The following is a 21325-nucleotide window of genomic DNA, read 5'->3' as shown; positions in this document are numbered from 1 at the left end:
TTTTAAAAGATTTTTCATAAAAAATTCACTTCTTTTTGTTCCTTTTTGTCGTTTTTTGTAGGTTCATCGTTAAGATGCGATTAAGCAACAAAGAAAGCGTTATCAAAAAAAGGGGGTTCACGTATGAAAAAGTTAGGGTTAGCTTCTCAAATACTCATTGCGCTTGTTCTGGGTGTTATCGTGGGAGCGCTGTTTTATCAAAATGAAACCGTTATTAATGTGTTAACGCCGATTGGCGATATATTCATCCATTTAATTAAAATGATCGTTCTGCCAATTGTTATTGCTGCGTTGATTGTAGCAGTAGCTGGTGTAGGGGATATGAAAACCATCGGAAGACTCGGTGGGAAAACGATTCTTTACTTCGAAATTGTGACAACGATTGCATTAGCAGTAGGACTGCTTGCAGCAAACGTCTTCCATCCTGGTACAGGAATTGACATGAGCAACATGGAAAAAGGCGATATCTCTAAATATGAAGAGACATCGAAAGCTTCTTCCGAAAAAGCAAGTTTCTCTGAAACGATTGTGCATCTAGTGCCAACAAACGTTTTCCAATCCATTGCAGAAGGTGATCTATTACCAACGATCTTCTTTACCGTCTTATTCGGATTAGGAATAGCCGCAGTAGGAGACAAAGGGAAACCAGTGTTAGGGTTCTTTGAGGGTATACTCGAAGCCATGTTCTGGGTGACCAATAAAGTGATGAAGTTTGCACCATTTGGTGTATTCGCGCTCATCAGTGTGACGGTGATCAAATTCGGGGTCGGAGCGCTTCTCCCGCTAGGTAAACTGGTACTTGTCGTTTACGGCACAATGGCATTCTTCGTGATTGTCGTACTTGGCATTATCGCAAAATTAGCTGGAACAAGCGTCTTTACACTATTTAGAGTGCTAAAAGAAGAAATCATTCTTGCATTCTCAACAGCAAGTTCAGAAGCTGTACTGCCTAGACTAATGGATAAAATGGAGAAGTTCGGCTGCCCGAAAGCGATCACGTCGTTCGTTATCCCAACAGGCTACACCTTTAACTTAGATGGAAGTGCCATCTATCAATCCATTGCCGCCATATTTGTTGCACAAATGTACGGCATGCCACTTTCCATCTATGAGCAAATTACGTTACTATTAATCTTGATGCTGACATCTAAAGGAATGGCTGGTGTACCAGGTGCATCAATCGTTGTTGTCATCACAACACTTGGTGCAATGGGACTGCCGCTTGAAGGACTTGCCTTCATCGTTGGGATCGACCGTATTCTTGACATGGTTCGTACAACTGTTAACGTATTTGGTAACTCACTTGCAGCCATTGTCATGTCTAAGTGGGAAAAAGTTTTTGATCAAGAGAAATCGAAGAAGTATATTGAGGAATTAAAACAACAAACAAAAGCAGCGTAAAAGGAGATCTTTTCAAATGACGAAGCTACAGGACAAGCAAGTTCGAATCGAACGAGACTTTCTAGGTGAAAAGGAAGTAGACACTCAAGCGTATTATGGAATTCAAACATTACGTGCAGTAGAGAACTTTCCAATTACTGGCTACCATGTTCATGAGGAACTCATCAAAGCATTAGGGATTGTCAAAAAGGCAGCCGCACTTGCAAATATGGATACACAGCGACTATATTCTGGTCTTGGAGACAAAATTGTTCAAGCCGCAGACGAAGTTATTGAAGGAAAATGGAACAATCAATTTATTGTCGATCCAATTCAAGGCGGGGCTGGCACTTCAATGAATATGAATGCCAATGAAGTCATTGCAAACAGAGCGCTTGAACTACTAGGAAAGGAAAAAGGTGCTTATACTGAGCTAAGTCCAAACACGCATGTGAACATGTCGCAATCAACAAACGACGTTTTCCCAACAGCGATTCATATTTCAACATTGAATATGATTGAAAAACTACTTTATACGATGGAAAACATGCATCAAGTCATGACAGAAAAAGCGCAAGAATTCGATCATGTCATCAAAATGGGACGTACGCATCTTCAGGACGCTGTTCCAATCAGACTTGGTCAAGAGTTTAGTGCTTATGCAAAGGTTCTTGCTCGTGATATTAAACGTATCAAGCAGTCTAGACAGCATTTATATGAAGTCAATATGGGAGCAACAGCAGTCGGAACTGGATTAAATGCTGATCCTAAATATATTCGCCAAGTGGTTGGCTATCTATCTGACATTAGCGGATTACCGTTAGTTGGAGCTGAAGACTTAGTCGATGCCACGCAAAATACGGATGCTTATACAGAAGTATCAGCTGCACTGAAAGTATGTATGATGAATATGTCCAAAATGGCGAACGATATTCGCTTGATGGCATCAGGTCCAAGAGCAGGCTTTGGTGAGCTTCACTTGCCGCCAAGACAGCCAGGTTCATCCATCATGCCAGGGAAAGTCAACCCAGTGATGCCTGAGGTCATGAACCAAGTGGCATTCCAAGTCATCGGAAATGACCACACGATCTGTCTTGCATCAGAGGCTGGTCAGCTTGAGCTGAACGTGATGGAACCAGTCCTTGTGTTCAACTTGCTTCAATCTCTCAGCATCATGAAAAATGTATTTGAGTCCTTCGTAGACAACTGCTTGCGTGACCTAAAAGCAGATGAATCTAGATTAAAAGAATATGTAGAAAAAAGTGCTGGTGTCATGACGGCGGTCAATCCGCATATTGGTTATGAAGCTGCTGCACGAATTGCCAGAGAAGCGATTCTTACAGGCGTATCTGTACGTGAGCTTTGTCTGCAAAATGATGTTTTATCAGAGGAAGAGCTTGATGTCATCTTGAATCCTTTTGAAATGACTAAACCAGGTATTGCTGGCGCATCACTTTTAGAAAAGGATCGTTTAGAAGATTAAGCGGCATCATGAGAAGCGCACACCGACAAAGTTCCGGTGTGCGCTTTTTCATGGATGTTTGTTTTTCTCAAGCCCACATAGTATACTATCGTCAATTATTAGGGATGTGACTGCGTTTGAATCTACTGAAAAAATGGCTAAATACAGAGCCTTATTTAATTGTGATGCTCATTGTACTGACACCGATTGGCGGAGAGTTTAAATTTTATCCTTTTGAGGACAGCTTTCGGGTCAGCTTTGGAACCGTTGTCTTTTTCTTTATCCTGCTTCAAATGAAAAAATTCCCGGCATGGGCAAGCGGTATCATTGCAGGGGTTTCTGTTTTTGCGTTTCGCGTGCTTCTTGATACAGCCGTCACAGGTCATCTTCCGCTGGAAGAGGCGATTTCATTCAGATTTCCTCCCCTGCTTTATTACGTCGTCTACGGCACGCTCTTTTATTTATTAAAGGTCAGACGTTTCCGCGATCAGCCTTGGCTGATTGGAGCGACAGGTATCATCATGGAGCTATGTGCGAGCGTTGTTGAAATGATTGCACTTCGTGGCACCATCGATGAAATTTTAACGATGCGGACGCTGTTTCAACTTTTCGTTCTAGCGATTTTCAGAAGCTTTTTCGTGTTGGCTTGTTATACAATGATTCGCTTATATGAAGAGCAGGCGAGAGAGCGTCAAATGAAAAAGGAAAAGGAACATCTGCTCATGCTCCTGTCTAATCTTTACACGGAATCTACATACTTTCATAAAACACTTGCACATGCTGAGCACATTACAGCGACATCCTATCAATTGTATCAATCCTTGCATCACGCAAAGGATGCAGAGTCAGTGGATTTGAAAAAGCTCGGAAAAACAGCCCTGCAAATTGCAGGAGAGGTGCATGAGATCAAAAAGGATAACCAGCGGATTTTTTCTGCCTTATCAAAGCTGATTCATGAAGAAAATTTCCAGGCTTATGCAAGTCCTGCCCATATTGCTGGGCTTGTGATTCGTATCCATGAAAATTACGCAGAATCTCTTAAAAAAAACATTGTCTTTCATTATGATGAAGATGGGCAGCATCCCGCCTATCACGTGTATACCATTCTATCTTTGTTAAATAATATCGTTTCCAATGCTGTCGAAGCCATTCCGGTGGATGGAGAGGTGTCTCTCTCTATTTCCCAGAAAGAGAACCATGTGATTTTTCAAATTAGTGACAACGGGCCTGGCATTAAAGAGCGTAATCATCATGTGATTTTTAAACCCGGTTTTACTTTAAAATACGATCAGGCTGGGAATCCATCAAGCGGTATCGGGCTTTCCTATGTGAAGGATACAGCGGAGAAGCTTGGCGGAAGTGTTGAGATGAGGAGTATCCCAAATAAACAAACGATTTTCACGTTAACGATACCATTGGATCCAGTTAGTAGAAAAGAGGGGGTTGGGAGATGAGATTTTTTATTGTGGATGATGATGAAGCCGTGCGTTCTTCACTGGCTCAGCTTATTGAAGATGAAGAGCTTGGCATTGTCGCGGGGGAAGCAGAGGATGGCGCAGAATTAACAGCAAGCTACTTAAATGATTTGCATATTGATATCTTATGTATTGATCTATTGATGCCGGAACGAGACGGACTTGAAACGATTCGAGCTATTAAGGATGAGTTTCATGGGAAATACTTAATGCTGTCACAGGTAGAAACAAAGGAATTAATCGGCCAGGCGTATACGCTTGGTGTTGAGTATTATGTGACAAAGCCAATCAATCGTGTAGAGGTCTTAAGTGTGCTCCACCTCATGATTGAGCGGCTTCATTTAGAGCATTCAATTGAAAATATTCAGCACTCACTCAAATCCGTCATGCAGTTTCAGCAGCGCGGTCAGACGAAAACGAAGCAGCGGGGGAAAAGTCTTGCAGAGGCAGGTCAGTTCTTGCTGGCGGAGCTTGGGATTGTCGGTGAGAAGGGGTCTAAAGATTTATTAGATATGATTCTCTTCACAGATCAATATTTAGCGCTGCATACCGATCATCATGATTCCTTTCCTTCTTTAAAGGTTATTTTCACGGGCGTCACCGAGGAAAAATTAAATGAGCCTTACACATCGGCAGACATTGCAAGAGAAGCGAAGGCAGCGGAACAGCGAGTAAGGCGTGCGATCAACCAATCATTGAAACATATCGCATCACTTGGGTTAACCGATTTTTCTCATCCGACCTTTGAAAATTACGCATCTAAATTCTTTGATTTCACCATCGTGCGAAAGAAAATGAGTGAATTAACAAAAGAGACGAGCGGTAGAGAAGAACATACCCGTATCAATGTGAAGAAATTTGTGCAGGTGCTCTACTACGAAGCAAAACGTATTTTTATGGAAGATTAAAAAAAAGACATGCTCCCTCATGAGGGAGACATGTCTTTTTTGGTGATGGATTGCAGGTGCATCTGCAGTACGGAGCGTATGAGCTGAGGCGGTAAGCGATGAGGCTGCAAGATTCCATTCAATGCAAGTCCGTTGATGACCGCATAAAGCCGCTCAGTTTCGACTAAAAGATCGATATGATCAAGCAAGAGCCCATCCTCTTTTAATTTCATTAAACAATATTGGGTCATTTGGAAAAGCTCGTCATACATCTTTGCATTGAGCGGCTGTAAATCAGGTTCAGTCATCGACTTGACTGTAAAAGCCTGCCACACCTCCATTTCAAATCTTCGTTCTTCGTCAAGTGGAAGAACCTGCTCCAATAACGCGAGGACATTTTCTTCCGTTGAACCGTTCAGCTGAAGTCCTGTCATCCGCTCTTTGACTCTTTCCTGAATCAATGTCATAGAGAAAAGAAATAGCTCCTGCTGTGTGGAGAAATAATGGCGCATAGAGCCCGCTGAAATGCCAGCTTCTACCGCTACTTTTCGTACAGAAGCGTTCTCCAATCCATTCTGTTTAATCACTCTCATGGCAGCTTGAGCGACTTTTTGTTTTTGTTTATGGTGATCGACGATTTTTGGCATACATTGATTTTAGCACAGCTATTGTTTTTTTAACACAGTTGTGTTACTTTTTATTTAATACAATTGTATTAAAAAGGATGTGGTGAATATTGATCGGGTTATTGATTGCGGCATGTGAAATTGGATTTTGGCTGTTTATTCTGGTGGGTTTAACACTTCGTTATGTGTTTAGACAGAAAAAGTGGGGCGCCTTTTTTCTCATTTGTACACCGATTTTGGATCTCATTCTTCTTGCAGCGACGTATATGGATTTAAGGCAGGGGGCTGTGGCGAGTGTCATTCACGGGCTCGCGGCTGTTTATATTGGGGTGAGCCTCGCTTTTGGACATCAAATGGTGAAATGGGCAGATGTCCGGTTTGCTTATCGATTTGCAGGAGGCCCTAAGCCGAAGGGAAGACCAAAGTACGGGAAGGAACGGTCTGTGTATGAAATAGTCGGCTGGACGCGGCATCTCGTCTCTTATGTCATCGGAGCCGGTCTACTAATTGGGTTATCCTACCTCATCCAAGCACCAGAACGAACGGAAGCACTGATGCAGCTAGCGAGAGTATGGGGAATGGTCTTAGCCATTGATTTCGTCATTAGCATCAGCTATGTGATCTGGCCGAAAAAACACCCGCAAAATATAGCCAGCTAATAAAAAAGACAGGCGAAATCACTCCGCCTGCCTTTTCTTATGATGAAAGCCCTTTGTAAATGGTGTCAATATTCCATTTCATCATCTTATAGTAGCTGTCCCCATCTTCACCTTTCTTTCCAATGGAGTCAGTAAATACTTTTCCTTTAATCGGAACCCCAGTTTCTTCAGATAGGCTTTCAAGGCTGCGTTGATCGACACTTGTTTCAAGAAAGAGCGCAGGCACTTGATGATCTTTGACGAAATGAATGATGCGCTTCATTTGTCCAGGTGTTCCTTCATTTTCTGTGTTAATCTCCCAAATGTAGCCTGCCTTCAGTCCATAGGCATCTGCAAAATACTTGAAGGCTCCCTCACTTGTCACAAGACGCTTTTTGTCTTTTGGCAGCTGGTCGAACTTGTCTTTTGCTTCATCATGAAGCGCTTGAAGCTTTTTGATATAGGCTTCTGTATTTTTTTCGTAATCCTCTTGATGCTCAGGGTCCGCTTTAATAAGTGCATCTCTGGCATTTTTAGCATACAGAATCCCATTTTCGACATTTAGCCAGGCATGGGGGTCCTGCTGGCTTTCCAGTCCTTTTGAAGACAAGTGCTTTACTTTGACGCCTTTACTTAATTCGGCTACAGGTGCATCATCCCCGTCCTTGCCACTCGATTCGAGCAGCTTTTGAAACCAGCCATTCCCTGTTTCAAGGTTTAAACCATTATATAGAACAAGGTCTGCATCCGTTGTATGCTGAACATCCTTTGGCAGTGGGTCAAATTCATGTGGGTCTGTACCAATGGGAACAATGCTGTGAATAGAGACGTGCTCTCCGCCTACTTCCTTCACAATGTCATAAAGAATGGAGTAGGTCGTGACGACTTTTAATGTGCCGTCATCTTTGCCGGAATTATTTTGTTTTGTAGAACAGCCTGTGATGACCATAAGGGCAATGAATACTGCGGTCAAACGGATTGCAAATACCTTCTTCATATATGTCCTCCTTTTACATAGACGCTTCCTTTTTTAGCTGCGTTCGTTTTCGTTTAGATCTTAATGATCTCCATAGAATTCCTTGCTTTGGTGAAAGGATAAAGGCACTCCCGAATAAAATGGTCGCAACTAGCACGATAGAAGCGCCAGACGACAAGTTATACGTAAAACTAAGCCCAAGTCCGACGACGGCAGAAACTGCCCCGAAAAATGCAGATAAATAAATCATAATCCATAGCCGGTCTGTTAAGAGATACGCAGTGGCTGCCGGCGTAATAAGCATGGCAACGACAAGAATAATCCCAACAGTTTGCAATGAAGCAACGGTCACAAGGGTCAACAACGTCATGAGAAAATAATGGATCATTCGATTCGGTAAACCGTAAACCGAAGAAATCACCGGATCAAATGAACTAATGAGCAATTCTTTGTAGAAAACGATGACGGCCAGCAGGATAAAAATGCCGATGCCAAGCGTAATCCACATATCAGATGATCGAACAGCTAGAACGTTTCCAAACAAGATATGATATAAATCACTGGAACTTTTCAAAAATGTGATCAAAATGATCCCGATTGAGAAAAAAGCGGTGAAAACAATGCCAATCGCAGAGTCATTTTTAATGCGGCTGTTTTGACTCACGTATCCGATCCCAATCGCTGTTAATACGCCAGTTAAGACGGCTCCGAAGAAAAAGTTAATTCCCAGCATATAAGAGATGGCGACACCTGGCAGCACAGCATGCGATATGGCGTCTCCCATCAAGGCCATGCCCCGTAAAATGATAAAGCAGCCAATGACCCCGCAAATAATGCCTACCATCACGGATGTAAATAACGCTTTTTGTAAAAACGCATATTCAAAGAGTCCGGTTAAAAATTCCATTACACGTCTCCTCCTGCTGATTTTAAGAATGGTAGCTGCGTTTCATATGCCTCCAGCATGACCTCTGGGCGAAGGATGTCGTGTACAGGTCCCGCTTTGATGAGTTTTTTATTTAACAGAACGAGATGACTGAAGTAATCATCGGCTTTACTTAAATCATGATGGACCACTAAAATGGTTTTTCCTTCATCCCGTAATTCCTTTAAAATGCGAACCATTGTTTCTTCACTTGCCATATCAATTCCAACAAATGGTTCATCTAAACAGAAGAGCTGTGCGTTTTGCGCAAGTGCTCTTGCAAGGAAGACACGCTGTTGTTGACCGCCGGATAACTCACCAATTTGTCTTTTGGCAAAGTCCTGCATGCCGACTTTTTCTAAACAGTGGTATGCATATGCCCGGTCTTCTTTTTTCGGACGTTTGATCAGGCCAAGCTTCGGATATGTTCCAAGTAGGACGGTATCCAGCACATGAATAGGAAACGTCCAGTCTAGATCATTTCTCTGAGGTACATAGGCGATCTGTTTTCTAACTTGTTTAAAGGGCTGTTCAAAAAAGCGAATATCCCCTTGGTCTTTTTCAATTAAATCTAAACATGCTTTGAGTAAAGTCGATTTACCGGCACCATTTGGACCTATGATTCCTGTCATCGTTCCTTCCTGTATGGAAAGAGAGATGTTCTCTAAAGCATCCTGCCCATGATATGAGACATGAAGACGGTCGATTGTTAAAGCATTTGGCATCTCTTGCGGCCCCTTTCAATCATCATTGCACTTCCTAAAGATATATGCATACATTAAATAATTTTGACTAAAGGATGAAATGATTCTCTAATGCTATTTTGTTTCCTTAGGGAAACTTTTATTTTATTCTAAGCGTCTGTCCTTCTTTTGTAAAGAGAAAAACTATATCTTATTCTGTCAGAGGGCAAATGATCGTTTTTATGTTATGCGCAGAGCGGTGGGCATGAGCTTGGTTTATTGAAAATCCGTGTGACAGAATGGGACACAAAAAAACCAATTATTTCTTCATAAATGATTGACAGAAGATAAGAAATCCTCATATAATAAGGGTAATCCAATATATGAATATATGCTCATATATAAAGTTTTTAATTTTTAATAGGTTGAATCGATCCAGGGAACGTTACTTATCATATAGAAAAAGGTGAGAACATGAAAAAGATGAAGGATGAATACGTATTAAGCGGTCTTGATTGCGGCAACTGTGCACGTAAAATAGAAACAGGTGTCAGCAAAATGGATGGAGTGGAAGCTTGCTCTGTTAACTTTGCGACAGGCACCTTGACTGTGACGCATGCAGATAAGCAAGAAACGATGTCAAAGCGAATTGAAAAAACTGTTCAGTCCATTGAACCTCATGTGAGTGTATCACCGAAAGAAGATGGTCATCATCACGATCATGATCACGGGACGAAAAATTTAAAAACGATTGTGCTGAAATTAATTGGCGGTGCAGTCATTGGAACAGCCGCTTTCTTTATACCTGAAGATGGTATATTAAAGTTCCTTATGTTCTTCGCAGCATATTTACTAGTCGGCGGTGATGTGGTTTTTAAAGCGCTGAAAAATATCGTGCGAGGCCAAGTATTTGATGAGAACTTTTTAATGACCATTGCAACAGTTGGTGCTTTTGTTATTCAGCAATATCCAGAGGCACTGGCAGTGATGCTCTTTTACCAAATTGGAGAGCTCTTCCAAGGGGCGGCAGTGAACCGTTCAAGACGTTCAATTAGTGAATTAATGAATATACGTCCAGAATACGCGAATCTAAAAGTCGGAAATGAAACGAAAAAAGTGAATCCAGAAGAAGTAAAAGTCGGTGACCGTATTGTCGTGAAGCCTGGTGAAAAAATTCCGCTGGATGGGCTCGTTATGGAGGGCTTCTCACTTGTTGATACATCCGCATTAACAGGGGAGTCGGTGCCGCGGGATGTAGAAGCGGGAAAAGAAGTTCTTGCAGGATTTGTGAATCAAAACGGTATACTTGAAATTGAAGTGCAAAAAGAGTTAAGCGAATCGGCCGTGACGAAAATTTTAGATTTGGTTGAGAATGCAAGCAGCCGAAAAGCGCAGACAGAAAATTTCATTACAAAATTTGCGAAATATTATACACCGGCTGTCGTCGTGCTCGCCTTATTGCTTGCCTTTGTGCCGCCGCTTCTTATTCCATCAGCACAATTGTCTGATTGGGTGTACCGGGCACTTGTCTTTCTCGTGATCTCTTGTCCTTGTGCTCTTGTTGTATCCATTCCATTAGGATTTTTCGGGGGAATTGGGGCAGCGTCTAAACGAGGCATCCTTGTCAAAGGCAGTAACTATTTAGAAGCATTGAATTCTGTGAAATATGCGGTATTTGATAAGACGGGCACGCTTACAAAAGGAAACTTTACAGTGACCAATATTGTCACAGCCAGTGACAAGTGGTCAGAAGAAGAGCTGCTTTCTTTTGCAGCACTAGCAGAAGCCCATTCCTCTCATCCTATTGCAGAATCGATTAAAGCGGCGTACAGCTCACCGCTTGATGAAAGTCAGATCGAAGCATATGAGGATATCGCGGGACATGGAATTAAAGCGACCATCAGCGGTTCTCACGTCTTAGCGGGAAATTACCGCTTGATGGAGCGAGAAGGTATTGCGTATGAAAAAGAAAAAAGAAGCGGAACCGTTGTGTACATGGCAATTAACGGTGAGTTTGCCGGATCAATCTTGATCGCAGATGAATTGAAGGACGATGCAATCGAAGCCGTTTCTGCTCTAAAAGCGTCTGGTATTCAAACCGTCATGCTCACTGGTGATGCTAAGCAAGTCGGAACTGCGGTCGCTAAGCAAATTGGCATTGATGAAGTACATGCAGAATTATTACCGCAGGATAAAGTAACGAAATTAGAAGAAATTGATCAGAAAAAAGCGCCTCAAGAAAAGCTATTATTTGTTGGGGACGGCATTAATGATACACCGGTATTAGCAAGAGCAGACATAGGAATTGCAATGGGCGGGCTTGGTTCAGATGCAGCTGTCGAAGCGGCTGATATCGTCATCATGACGGACCAGCCATCAAAGGTAGCAGAAGCCATCGCTGTCGCAAAACGAACAAGAAGGATTGTATGGCAGAATATCGCATTTGCCCTTGGTGTCAAAGGCGTTTTCCTATTACTCGGAGCATTCGGAATTGCGACGATGTGGGAAGCGGTCTTCTCGGATGTCGGTGTCACCGTACTCGCTGTTTTAAATGCGATGAGGGTCATGAAATAAAATTGTAAGGAAAATTTCATGAATACCATCTTTCATAATGGACCCCCTCTTGTTAAAATAGAAGAAGTTGGATAATGGCATTTTTCTAAGCTATTATCCTTTTTCTTTTTTAAAGGAATGATAAAGATAAGGTAGGTGCTTATGTGAGTAAAAAAAATAATCAATCTTCATCCATTAAATTTGCTGTCATTTTAACCATCATCGCAGCTCTTCTCATCGGTATATTTGTTGTGATTGGAAACAAGAACAGCCAAGAAGCACAAACAGTTGACAGTAAGCCTTCGATTAAAGGACAGCCTGTCATAGGAGACAAAAACGCAGCGGTGCAAATTGTCGAGTTTGGGGACTACAAATGTCCGTCATGTAAATCATTCGAAACAGACATTTTCCCAAAACTAAAAGCAGACTACATAGATAAAGGCGATGTATCATTTTCATTTATTAACTTGCCACTGCCTGTTCATGGAGATGGCGCAGTGTTAGCAGCACTAGCTTCTGAAGAAGTATGGAAAGAAGATCCAAAAAACTTCTGGGCATTCCATGAAGCTGTCTATCAAGCACAGCCAGATAGTGAAGCAGAATGGGTTACGCCTGCTAAGCTGACTGAATTAGCGAAAAAGACAACAAAAATTGATACGGACAAACTCAAAGATAACCTATCAAAGAAAACGTATCAGCCGCAGCTGAACACAGACGATCAGCTTGTGAACAAATACAAAGTGAATTCAACACCAACGATTTTGATTAACAATAAACAAGTTCAAAACTTCTATGACTATGATGAAATCAAAAAATTAATTGATCAAGAGCTCAAAGGGAAGAAATCATGAAGAATAAGCTTATTTACTTGTACAGTGCTTGGATTGTCTCGATCGTTGCGACGATGAGCAGCCTGTATTTAAGTGAAATTAAGAAGTTTATTCCATGCGATATGTGCTGGTTCCAACGCATTTTCATGTACCCGCTCGTGCTTTTACTTGGAATTGCTACGTTCCGGGGTGATGTCAAAGTGAAGTATTACGTACTGCCTTTGGCTGTGATCGGTGCTGGCTTTTCCATCTATCATTATATGGAACAAAAGATCCCAGGCTTTGCGTCGATTCGCCCTTGCCTCAGCGGTATTCCTTGTTCTGTTGATTATTTGAACTGGTTTGGTTTTATCACCATTCCGCTGTTAGCACTTATTGCATTTATTCTGATCATCATCAGTATGCTGCTGTTAAATGCAAAAGAAGATTGAGAGATAGCCTGCTTTTTAGCGGGCTATTTTTTATTTTTGCAAAAAGATAAAATTTAAAGAAAATTTGTGTTGCTTTTCGCTTATGTCAGATATACATTAAGGGAGTAGTGTTAGATGATCAGATCATGTAAGGAGATAAGCGGAAAATGGCATGGGAAGTCTTAAGTATCATTGGTATTATCGCATTCGCCATTAGTGGTGCGATAGTGGCAATGGAGGAAGAGTACGATATTCTTGGTGTGTACATTTTAGGGATTGTGACAGCATTTGGCGGTGGAGCGATTCGGAATCTATTAATCGGTCTTCCGGTGTCTGCTTTATGGTCACAGGGCAAGATGTTTACCATTGCTCTTGTATCCATTACGATTGTGTTTCTTTTTCCAAAGCTTTTGCTCAAGCACTGGAGCACATGGGGGAATTTCTCGGATGCGATTGGCTTAGCAGCGTTTGCGATTCAAGGTGCATTATTTGCTGTGCAAAGAGAGCTTCCACTCAGTGCGGTCATTGTGGCAGCCATTCTGACTGGAAGCGGTGGCGGAATTGTGCGTGATTTATTGGCAGGGCGAAAGCCGCTTGTGCTAAAAGCAGAGATTTACGCAGTTTGGGCAGCACTTGGCGGCTTACTCGTAGGACTCGGTTTAGCACAAGGAGAGATTGCTTTGTATTTGCTGTTTCTCATCCTCGTCGTATGCAGGGTTTGTTCCTATCTATTCAAATGGCGGCTTCCCGCTAGGTCTTATTTTTTAAATAAAGGGTAAAACGAGAAAAGAGCGAATTCGCTCTTTTTTTTGTGTTTGAAACGAGCTGGATGTCAGCAGGTAATGGAGTTTTCGTGTAAAATAAAAGCAGGGTCTTTTTGTTCATCATTGGAACAATACATATGATGAAAATTTTGTCAGCTGGCTGAATATCTGGATTCAGCCTTTTTTTGCCTAGATGGATTGTTATGTGTTGGTTTCACATTTTGCGGAATACTAAAAAAGCTCCTATGATCGGACGGATGAATCAACTCGAAATGAACACATCTTTGCATGTAAGCAAAACTTGACGAAAAAATTAAAAGAGGAGGGACACGTACTAGTGGAGATTTTTTTGGCAGTGCTCGTACTACTTGCACTCATTGCATCATCTAATATTATCAATCGTTTTGTCCCCTTTATTCCAGTCCCGTTAATTCAAGTGGGCTTAGGAATACTGGTGGCAGCTTTTCCTTCAGGTTTACATATTTCTTTAAATCCTGAACTATTCTTCGTTTTATTCATTGCGCCGCTGTTATTTAATGACGGGAAGCGTACCCCAAGGGACGAGCTGTGGAAATTAAGAGCGCCGATTCTTCTGTTAGCCCTAGGATTAGTCTTTGCGACAGTCATTGTCGCGGGATATACCATCCATTGGATGATCCCAAGCATTCCGCTTCCAGCCGCATTTGCGCTTGCAGCGATTTTATCACCGACAGATGTGGTAGCAGTCAGTGCACTTTCCAGCCGTGTGAATATGCCAAAGGGCATCATGAGACTGCTGGAAGGCGAGGGATTGATGAACGATGCATCAGGACTTGTTGCCTTTAAATTTGCCATTGCAGCAACAGTAACTGGCGCTTTTTCAATTGCTGAGGCATCCTTTAGCTTTGTCCTAATTGCCGCAGGTGGTCTATTGACTGGATTTATTCTATCCTTTTTTATCATTCGTTTTCGCTATTTTCTCCGCCGTTTAGGAATGGACGATGTCACGATGCATATCATTCTGCAAATCCTTACACCATTTGTCATCTATTTAGCAGCTGAAGAAATTGGTGTATCCGGTATTTTAGCCGTTGTTGCTGGCGGTGTGACACACGCTATTGAGCAGGATCGAATGGAAGCAAATTTAGCCAAACTGCAAATTGCTTCATCAAACACTTGGAATATTATTTTATTTATTTTAAACGGACTTGTTTTCGTTATTCTTGGATTACAGATTCCTGATGTATCGACAGTGATTTTCCAGGATGAAGCGTTTAATAATATGCAGGTCATCAGTTACATCTTAATCATCACGCTATGTCTCATGATCCTGAGATTCTTATGGGTATGGCTCTTCTGGGCAGGTAACTGGAGTGTAACGAAAAAGCAGAATGTGAAAAAACCGAAGCTGCGTGCTTCGATGCTGATGACATTCTCTGGTGTTCGTGGTGCTGTCACTTTAGCTGGTGCCTTCTCAATACCATTTACGCTTGCGGACGGATCACCATTCCCCGAGCGGCATTTGATTATTTTCCTTGCGGCAGGCGTCATTTTATGTACACTCATTTTAGCTAGTGTATTATTGCCTCTTTTATCTGAGAAAAAAGACAAGCAAATCGCCGTGGATTTGGATACAAAGGTTCAGCATGCGAAACGGAAGCTGCTGAGAAGTGCCATTAAAACCTTAAGAGAAGGAATGAATGAAGACAACAGGGAAGTGTCTCTAGCACTCATTAATGATTACCGAATGAAGCTGCGTAATATCCAGCGTGAGCCGTACCAATTCGGGATGAGAAGACAGGAACGAAAAATCAGATTGCATGGAATTAAAGCAGAACAAATGAAGCTTCAGCAATTAATTGATGAAGAGAAATTAGATATAGAAGAAGCCTATGAGCTACAGGAGAGATTTCATGAGCTGGAAATGCTGTATTCAAACTCCTTCAAAATTCGTTTTTCAAAAGTGAAGTTCCTGCGCTTGCTTCAATGGCTCCAATTATGGCGACCGAATCAGCTCGTTTCCAGCGGTATTTTAGAAAACGAAGACTCGTACAAGCAAATCCGTAAGAAAACGGCAGAGGCTGCTGTGGACTCGATCAAACAGCATATGACCGATGAAAATAAACAAACGTGTCACCAAGTGATTGGCTTTTACAACCAAGTCATTTATCGATGTGAACACGGTCCAAGCTTCTTTCAGCAAAAAGATCGTTCGTTTGACCGGAAGAAAAAAGAGCTTAACTTCCAAGCTGTACAGACGATTCGAAATGAAATTCAAACTTTGTATGAAAATGGTGAAATCAATCGTGATATTGCCCATCATTTAAGGGAGTATATCAATGATATGGAAGCTGTTCTCTTGACCAATACGTAATGTTGTCATCTTTTTCCCTATGTTTTATGATGAAGAAAGAGAACAAGCAGGGGGAGATCAATGATGGCGTATTATGGAGCAATTGAAGCTGGCGGTACAAAGTTTTGTTGTGCAATTGGCAATGAGCACGGGGACATTCTCGAAGAAATGACGATTCCTACAGAGCACCCAGAAAAAACATTACAAAAGCTCATCCCATTTTTCGAGCAGCATGACATTGAAGCATTAGGGGTCGGCTCCTTTGGACCGATTTGTGTCCAAAAGGACGACCCTTCTTATGGTTATATCATGAACACGCCGAAAGTAGAGTGGAAGCATTACCCGTTCATCCCAGAGCTAGAGAAGCAATTAGAAGTCCCAGTATCTTTTACAACAGATGTCAATGCGGCAGCTTTAGGTGAATTAACAAAAGGAGCAGCCAAAGGGCTGAATAGCTGTATGTATATCACGGTCGGTACGGGGATCGGTGCTGGCGCTATTGTAAAAAACGAGCTTCTTCACGGTCATTCGCATCCAGAGATGGGGCACATCCTTGTCAGGCAGCATGAATCAGACCCGTTTGAAGGAGTCTGCCCAGCGCATGGGACGTGCTTAGAAGGACTGGCAGCTGGCCCAGCGATTGAGAAAAGGTGGGGGAAATCTGCCAAAGAGCTCACAGAGGAAGAATCAGTTTGGGCACTCGAAGCCGATTATTTGGCGCAGGCACTGATGCAATACTCGCTCATTTTAAGCCCAGAGCGCATCATTATGGGCGGGGGCGTCATGAAGCAAAAACAGCTGTTTCCACTAATTCGAGAGAAGCTTGCTGTTTATCTCAATGATTATGTAGACCTGCCGCCGCTTGATACATACATTGTCTCTCCTGGACTTGAGGACAAGGCCGGCATGACAGGTGCTTTGCTGTTAGCCATCGAAGCGAAGAAAAACGCCTGATAATAGAGTTTTAATGGACAACGTGAGATAATGAAAAAGATGGAATCTATGAAAAAGGTGGTTGTTAAAATGGTTAAAAGCTTGAATGATACCGTAACACTGAATAACGGAGTGGAAATGCCTTGGTTTGGTTTAGGTGTATTCAAAGTGGAGGACGGCAATCAAGTGGTAGATGCCGTAAAAGCAGCCATACGAAACGGATACCGCAGTATTGATACGGCTGCCGTTTATAAAAATGAGACAGGCGTAGGCAAAGCGATTAAAGAATCTGGCGTGAAACGAGAAGATTTGTTCATTACGTCTAAAGTATGGAATACGGATCAAGGCTATGACAAAGCACTGGCTGCATTTGACGCAAGCTTGAATCGACTAGGTCTTGATTACTTAGACCTCTATTTGATTCATTGGCCTGGCCCAAATGCAGAAACATTTAAAGACACATGGCGTGCGCTTGAGAAGCTTTACAAGGATGGGAAAGTGAGAGCCATTGGCGTCAGCAACTTCTACATTCAGCATTTAGAAGAGCTATTAAAAGATGCTGAGGTTGTTCCAGCCGTGAACCAAGTTGAATTTCATCCGAAACTGACACTTGTCGAACTGCGTCAATACGCAAAAGAAAAAGGCATTCAAATTGAAGCATGGTCTCCGCTCATGCAAGGAAAGCTATTAGATCATGACGTATTAAAGGACATGGCTGCACGCTACAACAAATCTGTTGCGCAGGTCATCTTGCGCTGGGATCTGCAAAGCGGCGTCGTGACGATTCCTAAATCAATCAACGAAGAACGCATTAAACAAAATGCAGATATTTTTGATTTCGAACTTTCAAAAGAAGACATGGAAAAAATCGATGCATTAAACAATAACGAGCGCGTCGGCTCGAATCCAGAGACGATGACGGTTGGGTTTGAATGATAATGCAATAGAATAATGATAAGAACACCTTTCGATAGGCGTAGGAGTGAGACACTTCTATGACTAATGGAAAGGTGTTTTTTATTAATGAAAGACAATCTATGATTAAAAGCTATCTTGAAAGCGAGCATATCTCCTTAAATCCATCTTAAATCATATGAATTTCATGGAATAATAATGGTTCATATGGTAAATTTTGATTATAAATAAAAAGAGGCTAATTATATAAAAAAAGTCATTCTTGCTTTGTCGTTACCTTTGTGAGTAACTCTTTTAAAGACCGAGTTTGGGTTAATTTCATAATAATAAACGAGGCGCTTTTAATAACAATCTACAAAAAATAGTAAGAGGGGTTTTTGGAAAATGATCCATGTAAAAGGATTGACAAAAACATATCGACATCAGCCTGTATTTGAAGATTTACATATTCAAATAAAACATCAAAAAATAAATTTCATCATGGGCAAGAATGGATCCGGAAAAACAACTTTTATGAAATGCTTACTCCAATTAGAACACTATGAAGGGGAAATCTTGTATAACGATCAGCCAATTGACCAAGTAAGAAATGAGATTCAGGTGATGTTTGATGATACTCCACTCTATTTAAATCTAAACGGTTATCAAAATATAAGATTATTGTTAAATAGCCCTGTTGATCAAAAAAAGTGTGATGAACTGGCAAGAGAATACCTGCCACATGAGATTCTCAAGAAAAAGGTCAAACATTACTCATATGGACAAAAAAAGAAGCTAAGTTTCATATTCATTGCCTTAACAAAACCAACATATTTATTCTTAGATGAGATATCAAATGGTTTAGATTATGGAACAATGATGGAATTAAAAGCAATGATTAAGAAATGGTCTGAAGACATGACGATTATTGCTACAGGTCATCAGTTTGAATTTTATTCATCTATTGTGGATGAATTGTTTATTTTAAAAGACAAATCAATGATTCAAATCCATGACTTTCAGGAAAAAGGAGAGGATTTGGGTGACATCTATCAAACATATCTTTAAATTAATGAAAAAAGAGTTTTTATATCAATATTATGCAAAAGCATTTCTTGTCTTGTTCATTCCATTAATGCTGATTTCGTTATGGAATGTATATGCTCAATATGAAACAACAAAATCCAACTATGCCCAATATGTAAAAACAGAAAGTGAATACAAAGAGCTCGGGATTGATATTAAGAAGGCTTTGACGATGCCAGTCAACATAGAAGAAGGAGAACTAGCCGGAGCTGAGGGGGAAGTTGTAGAAAATGTCTTGAAATATGATTATGAGCAGTTTATTCATTCACTTCATTTGATGGAACCCACTCAAACGATTTCAACAACTTTAGAATGGATGGGATTTATCTTTTATCCTCTCGTATTTGGTTTATATGCTATTTATTTATCAACATATGATTTTAAATATAAAACGCTGAAAATAAAGGCAGTTCGATATGAGTGGAATGATGTATTGTTTTCTAAGCAATTATCTCTGTATGTCATCATTCTATTATTGATTCCTATTCTTTCTCTTATTTCTTATATAGCTAGCCATATCTTTTATTCTGCCATATCAAATGATATATCTGTTCAATTGTTTACATATCAAGATAGTACTGAACATTCTATATTGCTTCAATTCATGTTTGTTGTTTGTACTAGTTGGTTATTTAGTACAATTGTTTTTTATTTAGGCAGTTTATGTCGAAGTTTTATAATATCAGGGATCATCTATATGGTCTATTTTTTACTGATCCCTAACTTAGGTGTCTTTGATTTAAAAAACATGGTCGCCAACTTAGCTTTGCACCTTTTTTCGTTTAAAGGAAACTACCAATTATTTGAGCCTATTCCCATGAATATAACCACCATTCTGATTAGTATTTCATTGCTATTCTACCTGTCATCTTTGATGACTTATACTATTGTAAAACGTCAAAGTAAATATGTAGTCTAAATCCCCCTATTCTCATATAGAGGGATTTTTTATGTACTGCTTCTTCGCACAGCCAAGAGCATAATAAAAGATAAAATCACAATACAAATCGTCCATGCCCAAGCAAGCTCCATTCGTCCAGAATCAATCGCCACATAAATAGCGGTTGGGAGTGTTTGGGTTTTTCCTGGGATGTTGCCGGCAAACATTAAGGTCGCTCCGAATTCTCCAAGGGCTCTTGCAAAGCTGAGGATGCTGCCTGACAAGAGGGATGGCAGGGCAAGAGGTACCGTAATATAGGCAAAGACTTGGAATGAATGAGCGCCATCTACTTTTGCCGCCCCTTCAATATCTGATTCAACTGTAGAAAAGCCAGCCTTTGCTGATTGATACATGAGCGGGAATGCCACGACTGTCGAAGCAATGACCGCCGCCCACCATGTGAAAATGACCGGCTGATGGAAAATCCATTCAATCACGCCCCCTATTACACTATGCTTTCCGAATACGACGAGCAATAAAAAGCCAACGACTGTTGGCGGGAGAACGAGCGGCATCATCAGGAGCGTTTCCACAATCATTTTCCCTTTAAAAGTTGTTCGCTTCATCCAGAAGCCAATCGTTGTGCCAAAGACAGTGGCCAACAGTCCGCTAACGATGGCCACTTGAACGGACAGCCAAATGGGTGATAGAAAGTCTTCAGTCAGCATAGGCATTACGACACTTGAAAGCCGTATTTCTTAAAAATGGATGTGGCTTTATCAGATTGAAGAAATTGAAAAAAGGCCTTGGCTTCCGTTAGATGTTTTGTCCCTTTGACAATCCCTACTGGATATATAACCGGGGAGTGCATGTCCGAATTTGCCTCAGCTGCAATCTTTACCTTTTTGGAGACGAGGGCGTCTGTTTTATACACAACACCTGCTTCGACATTTTCAGTTTCAACGTAGCTTAGAACTTGTCGTACATCTTTGGCATAGACAGCATTCTTTTTCACTTGGTCCCATATGTTCAGTTTTGTGAAGATCTCTTTTCCATATGTACCAGCAGGAACCGATTCAGGTGTGCCAAGAGCAATCTTTCCTTTTATGTGCTGGACGTCTTGAAAGCTTTTAATAGAGGAAGAGCCATCTTTTGGCACAATAAGGACTAGCTCATTTTGTATGGCTTCCTTGATATAATCTTGATCAATGTCTCCAGATTGAACAAGTTCATCAAAGGGCTCTTCAGCTGCTGAGAAAAAAAGATCCGCTTTTGCTCCTTGAGCGATTTGCTGCTTCAATGCGCCGGATGACCCGAAGTTATTCGTTAATGTCACATGTGGATGCTGTTTGTGAAAGGAGACTTCAATTTCCTTTAGTGCATCCTGAAGACTTGCCGCTGCTGAAATCACAAGCTCTGTTTTTTTATTCGAATTAGATGGCTTCATCTCTGTTTGGCATCCACTCAGGAGCAAACATATGGAGATGAGGGCTAAGAATGTATACTTCATGTTCACACCTCTTATCATTCAATATCATGTAGTTCCCTTTATTATAAGCAAACTTATTTGAGCATTCATAGGCTTTCAGCA

The 21325-nt window shown here is 41.2% G+C and carries 20 protein-coding genes; 14 read left to right on the top strand and 6 right to left on the bottom strand.

What is annotated here, in order from left to right; all coding sequences use genetic code 11:
• Window positions 1-123 precede the first annotated feature (123 nt).
• The 4 genes from NST39_RS16120 (at window position 124) to NST39_RS16105 (ending at window position 5225) form a co-directional block, all read left to right on the top strand.
• Entirely contained in the window at window positions 124-1401 is a 1278-nt protein-coding gene (locus tag NST39_RS16120; protein WP_003213370.1) for a cation:dicarboxylate symporter family transporter, read from the top strand.
• 16 nt (window positions 1402-1417) lie between these two features.
• Window positions 1418-2863, top strand: coding sequence for an aspartate ammonia-lyase (gene aspA, locus NST39_RS16115; protein WP_058013682.1), 1446 nt, complete (start codon window positions 1418-1420; stop codon window positions 2861-2863).
• Between the two features lie 116 nt (window positions 2864-2979).
• Window positions 2980-4296, top strand: coding sequence for a sensor histidine kinase (locus NST39_RS16110; protein ID WP_319610287.1), 1317 nt, complete (start codon window positions 2980-2982; stop codon window positions 4294-4296).
• The gene (locus tag NST39_RS16105; protein WP_044138951.1) at window positions 4293-5225 is read left to right on the top strand and encodes a response regulator; all 933 of its coding nucleotides are present in this window, start codon (window positions 4293-4295) and stop codon (window positions 5223-5225) included. Before NST39_RS16110 ends, NST39_RS16105 begins: the two co-directional genes overlap by 4 nt.
• Window positions 5226-5242: 17 nt before the next feature.
• Here the strand turns inward: NST39_RS16105 and NST39_RS16100 are convergent, their stop codons facing one another.
• The gene (locus NST39_RS16100; RefSeq protein WP_065098020.1) at window positions 5243-5851 is read right to left on the bottom strand and encodes a TetR/AcrR family transcriptional regulator; all 609 of its coding nucleotides are present in this window, start codon (window positions 5849-5851) and stop codon (window positions 5243-5245) included.
• Window positions 5852-5940: 89 nt separating this feature from the next.
• Here NST39_RS16100 and NST39_RS16095 point away from each other — a divergent pair, with 89 nt between their 5' ends.
• Window positions 5941-6489: a hypothetical protein gene (locus tag NST39_RS16095; RefSeq protein WP_341029243.1), complete on the top strand. Its 549-nt coding sequence runs from the start codon at window positions 5941-5943 to the stop codon at window positions 6487-6489.
• Window positions 6490-6526: 37 nt separating this feature from the next.
• On the opposite strand, the gene NST39_RS16090 is transcribed toward NST39_RS16095, so the two are convergent.
• Genes NST39_RS16090 through NST39_RS16080 form a run of 3 tightly spaced genes read right to left on the bottom strand, consistent with a single transcriptional unit; the run spans window position 6527 to window position 9094 of the window.
• The gene (locus NST39_RS16090; protein ID WP_113768086.1) at window positions 6527-7465 is read right to left on the bottom strand and encodes a metal ABC transporter substrate-binding protein; all 939 of its coding nucleotides are present in this window, start codon (window positions 7463-7465) and stop codon (window positions 6527-6529) included.
• A gap of 13 nt (window positions 7466-7478) precedes the next feature.
• Complete coding sequence (locus NST39_RS16085) at window positions 7479-8351, bottom strand: metal ABC transporter permease (RefSeq protein WP_044138947.1); 873 nt, start codon at window positions 8349-8351, stop codon at window positions 7479-7481.
• Complete coding sequence (locus NST39_RS16080) at window positions 8351-9094, bottom strand: metal ABC transporter ATP-binding protein (protein ID WP_012011260.1); 744 nt, start codon at window positions 9092-9094, stop codon at window positions 8351-8353. Before NST39_RS16080 ends, NST39_RS16085 begins: the two co-directional genes overlap by 1 nt.
• Before the next feature lie 432 nt (window positions 9095-9526).
• On the opposite strand from NST39_RS16080, the gene NST39_RS16075 reads away from it, so the two are divergent.
• From NST39_RS16075 to NST39_RS16035, 9 genes are all read left to right on the top strand, one after another.
• The gene (locus NST39_RS16075) at window positions 9527-11626 is read left to right on the top strand and encodes a heavy metal translocating P-type ATPase (RefSeq protein WP_341029241.1); all 2100 of its coding nucleotides are present in this window, start codon (window positions 9527-9529) and stop codon (window positions 11624-11626) included.
• A gap of 143 nt (window positions 11627-11769) precedes the next feature.
• Window positions 11770-12456 carry a DsbA family protein gene (locus NST39_RS16070; RefSeq protein ID WP_341029239.1) on the top strand — a complete coding sequence of 229 codons (687 nt, stop codon included), beginning with the start codon at window positions 11770-11772 and terminating at the stop codon, window positions 12454-12456.
• A complete protein-coding gene (locus NST39_RS16065) occupies window positions 12453-12866 on the top strand; it encodes a disulfide oxidoreductase (protein WP_003212957.1) in 414 nt (137 codons plus the stop codon). The genes NST39_RS16070 and NST39_RS16065 overlap by 4 nt, the downstream gene beginning before the upstream one ends.
• Window positions 12867-13012: 146 nt before the next feature.
• Window positions 13013-13624 carry a trimeric intracellular cation channel family protein gene (locus tag NST39_RS16060; RefSeq protein WP_003212961.1) on the top strand — a complete coding sequence of 204 codons (612 nt, stop codon included), beginning with the start codon at window positions 13013-13015 and terminating at the stop codon, window positions 13622-13624.
• 322 nt (window positions 13625-13946) lie between these two features.
• On the top strand, window positions 13947-15962 hold the full coding sequence (locus tag NST39_RS16055) for a Na+/H+ antiporter (protein WP_341029237.1): 2016 nt from the start codon (window positions 13947-13949) through the stop codon (window positions 15960-15962).
• A gap of 63 nt (window positions 15963-16025) precedes the next feature.
• Window positions 16026-16895 carry an ROK family protein gene (locus NST39_RS16050; protein WP_341029234.1) on the top strand — a complete coding sequence of 290 codons (870 nt, stop codon included), beginning with the start codon at window positions 16026-16028 and terminating at the stop codon, window positions 16893-16895.
• 69 nt (window positions 16896-16964) lie between these two features.
• Window positions 16965-17810, top strand: coding sequence for an aldo/keto reductase (locus NST39_RS16045; RefSeq protein ID WP_012011253.1), 846 nt, complete (start codon window positions 16965-16967; stop codon window positions 17808-17810).
• 363 nt (window positions 17811-18173) lie between these two features.
• Window positions 18174-18836, top strand: coding sequence for an ATP-binding cassette domain-containing protein (locus tag NST39_RS16040; RefSeq protein WP_044140931.1), 663 nt, complete (start codon window positions 18174-18176; stop codon window positions 18834-18836).
• Window positions 18811-19773 carry an ABC transporter permease gene (locus NST39_RS16035; protein ID WP_341029230.1) on the top strand — a complete coding sequence of 321 codons (963 nt, stop codon included), beginning with the start codon at window positions 18811-18813 and terminating at the stop codon, window positions 19771-19773. Before NST39_RS16040 ends, NST39_RS16035 begins: the two co-directional genes overlap by 26 nt.
• 29 nt (window positions 19774-19802) lie before the next feature.
• Here NST39_RS16035 and modB read toward each other — a convergent pair whose 3' ends face one another.
• Both modB and modA read right to left on the bottom strand, forming a co-directional pair.
• Complete coding sequence (gene modB / locus NST39_RS16030; protein WP_044140928.1) at window positions 19803-20468, bottom strand: molybdate ABC transporter permease subunit; 666 nt, start codon at window positions 20466-20468, stop codon at window positions 19803-19805.
• Window positions 20468-21244, bottom strand: coding sequence for a molybdate ABC transporter substrate-binding protein (gene modA, locus NST39_RS16025; protein WP_341029227.1), 777 nt, complete (start codon window positions 21242-21244; stop codon window positions 20468-20470). Before modA ends, modB begins: the two co-directional genes overlap by 1 nt.
• Window positions 21245-21325: the final 81 nt, after the last annotated feature.

Source organism: Bacillus sp. FSL W8-0645, from assembly GCF_038007905.1.
Classification (GTDB): domain Bacteria; phylum Bacillota; class Bacilli; order Bacillales; family Bacillaceae; genus Bacillus; species Bacillus pumilus.
This window is presented reverse-complemented; position numbering and strand designations above follow the sequence as displayed.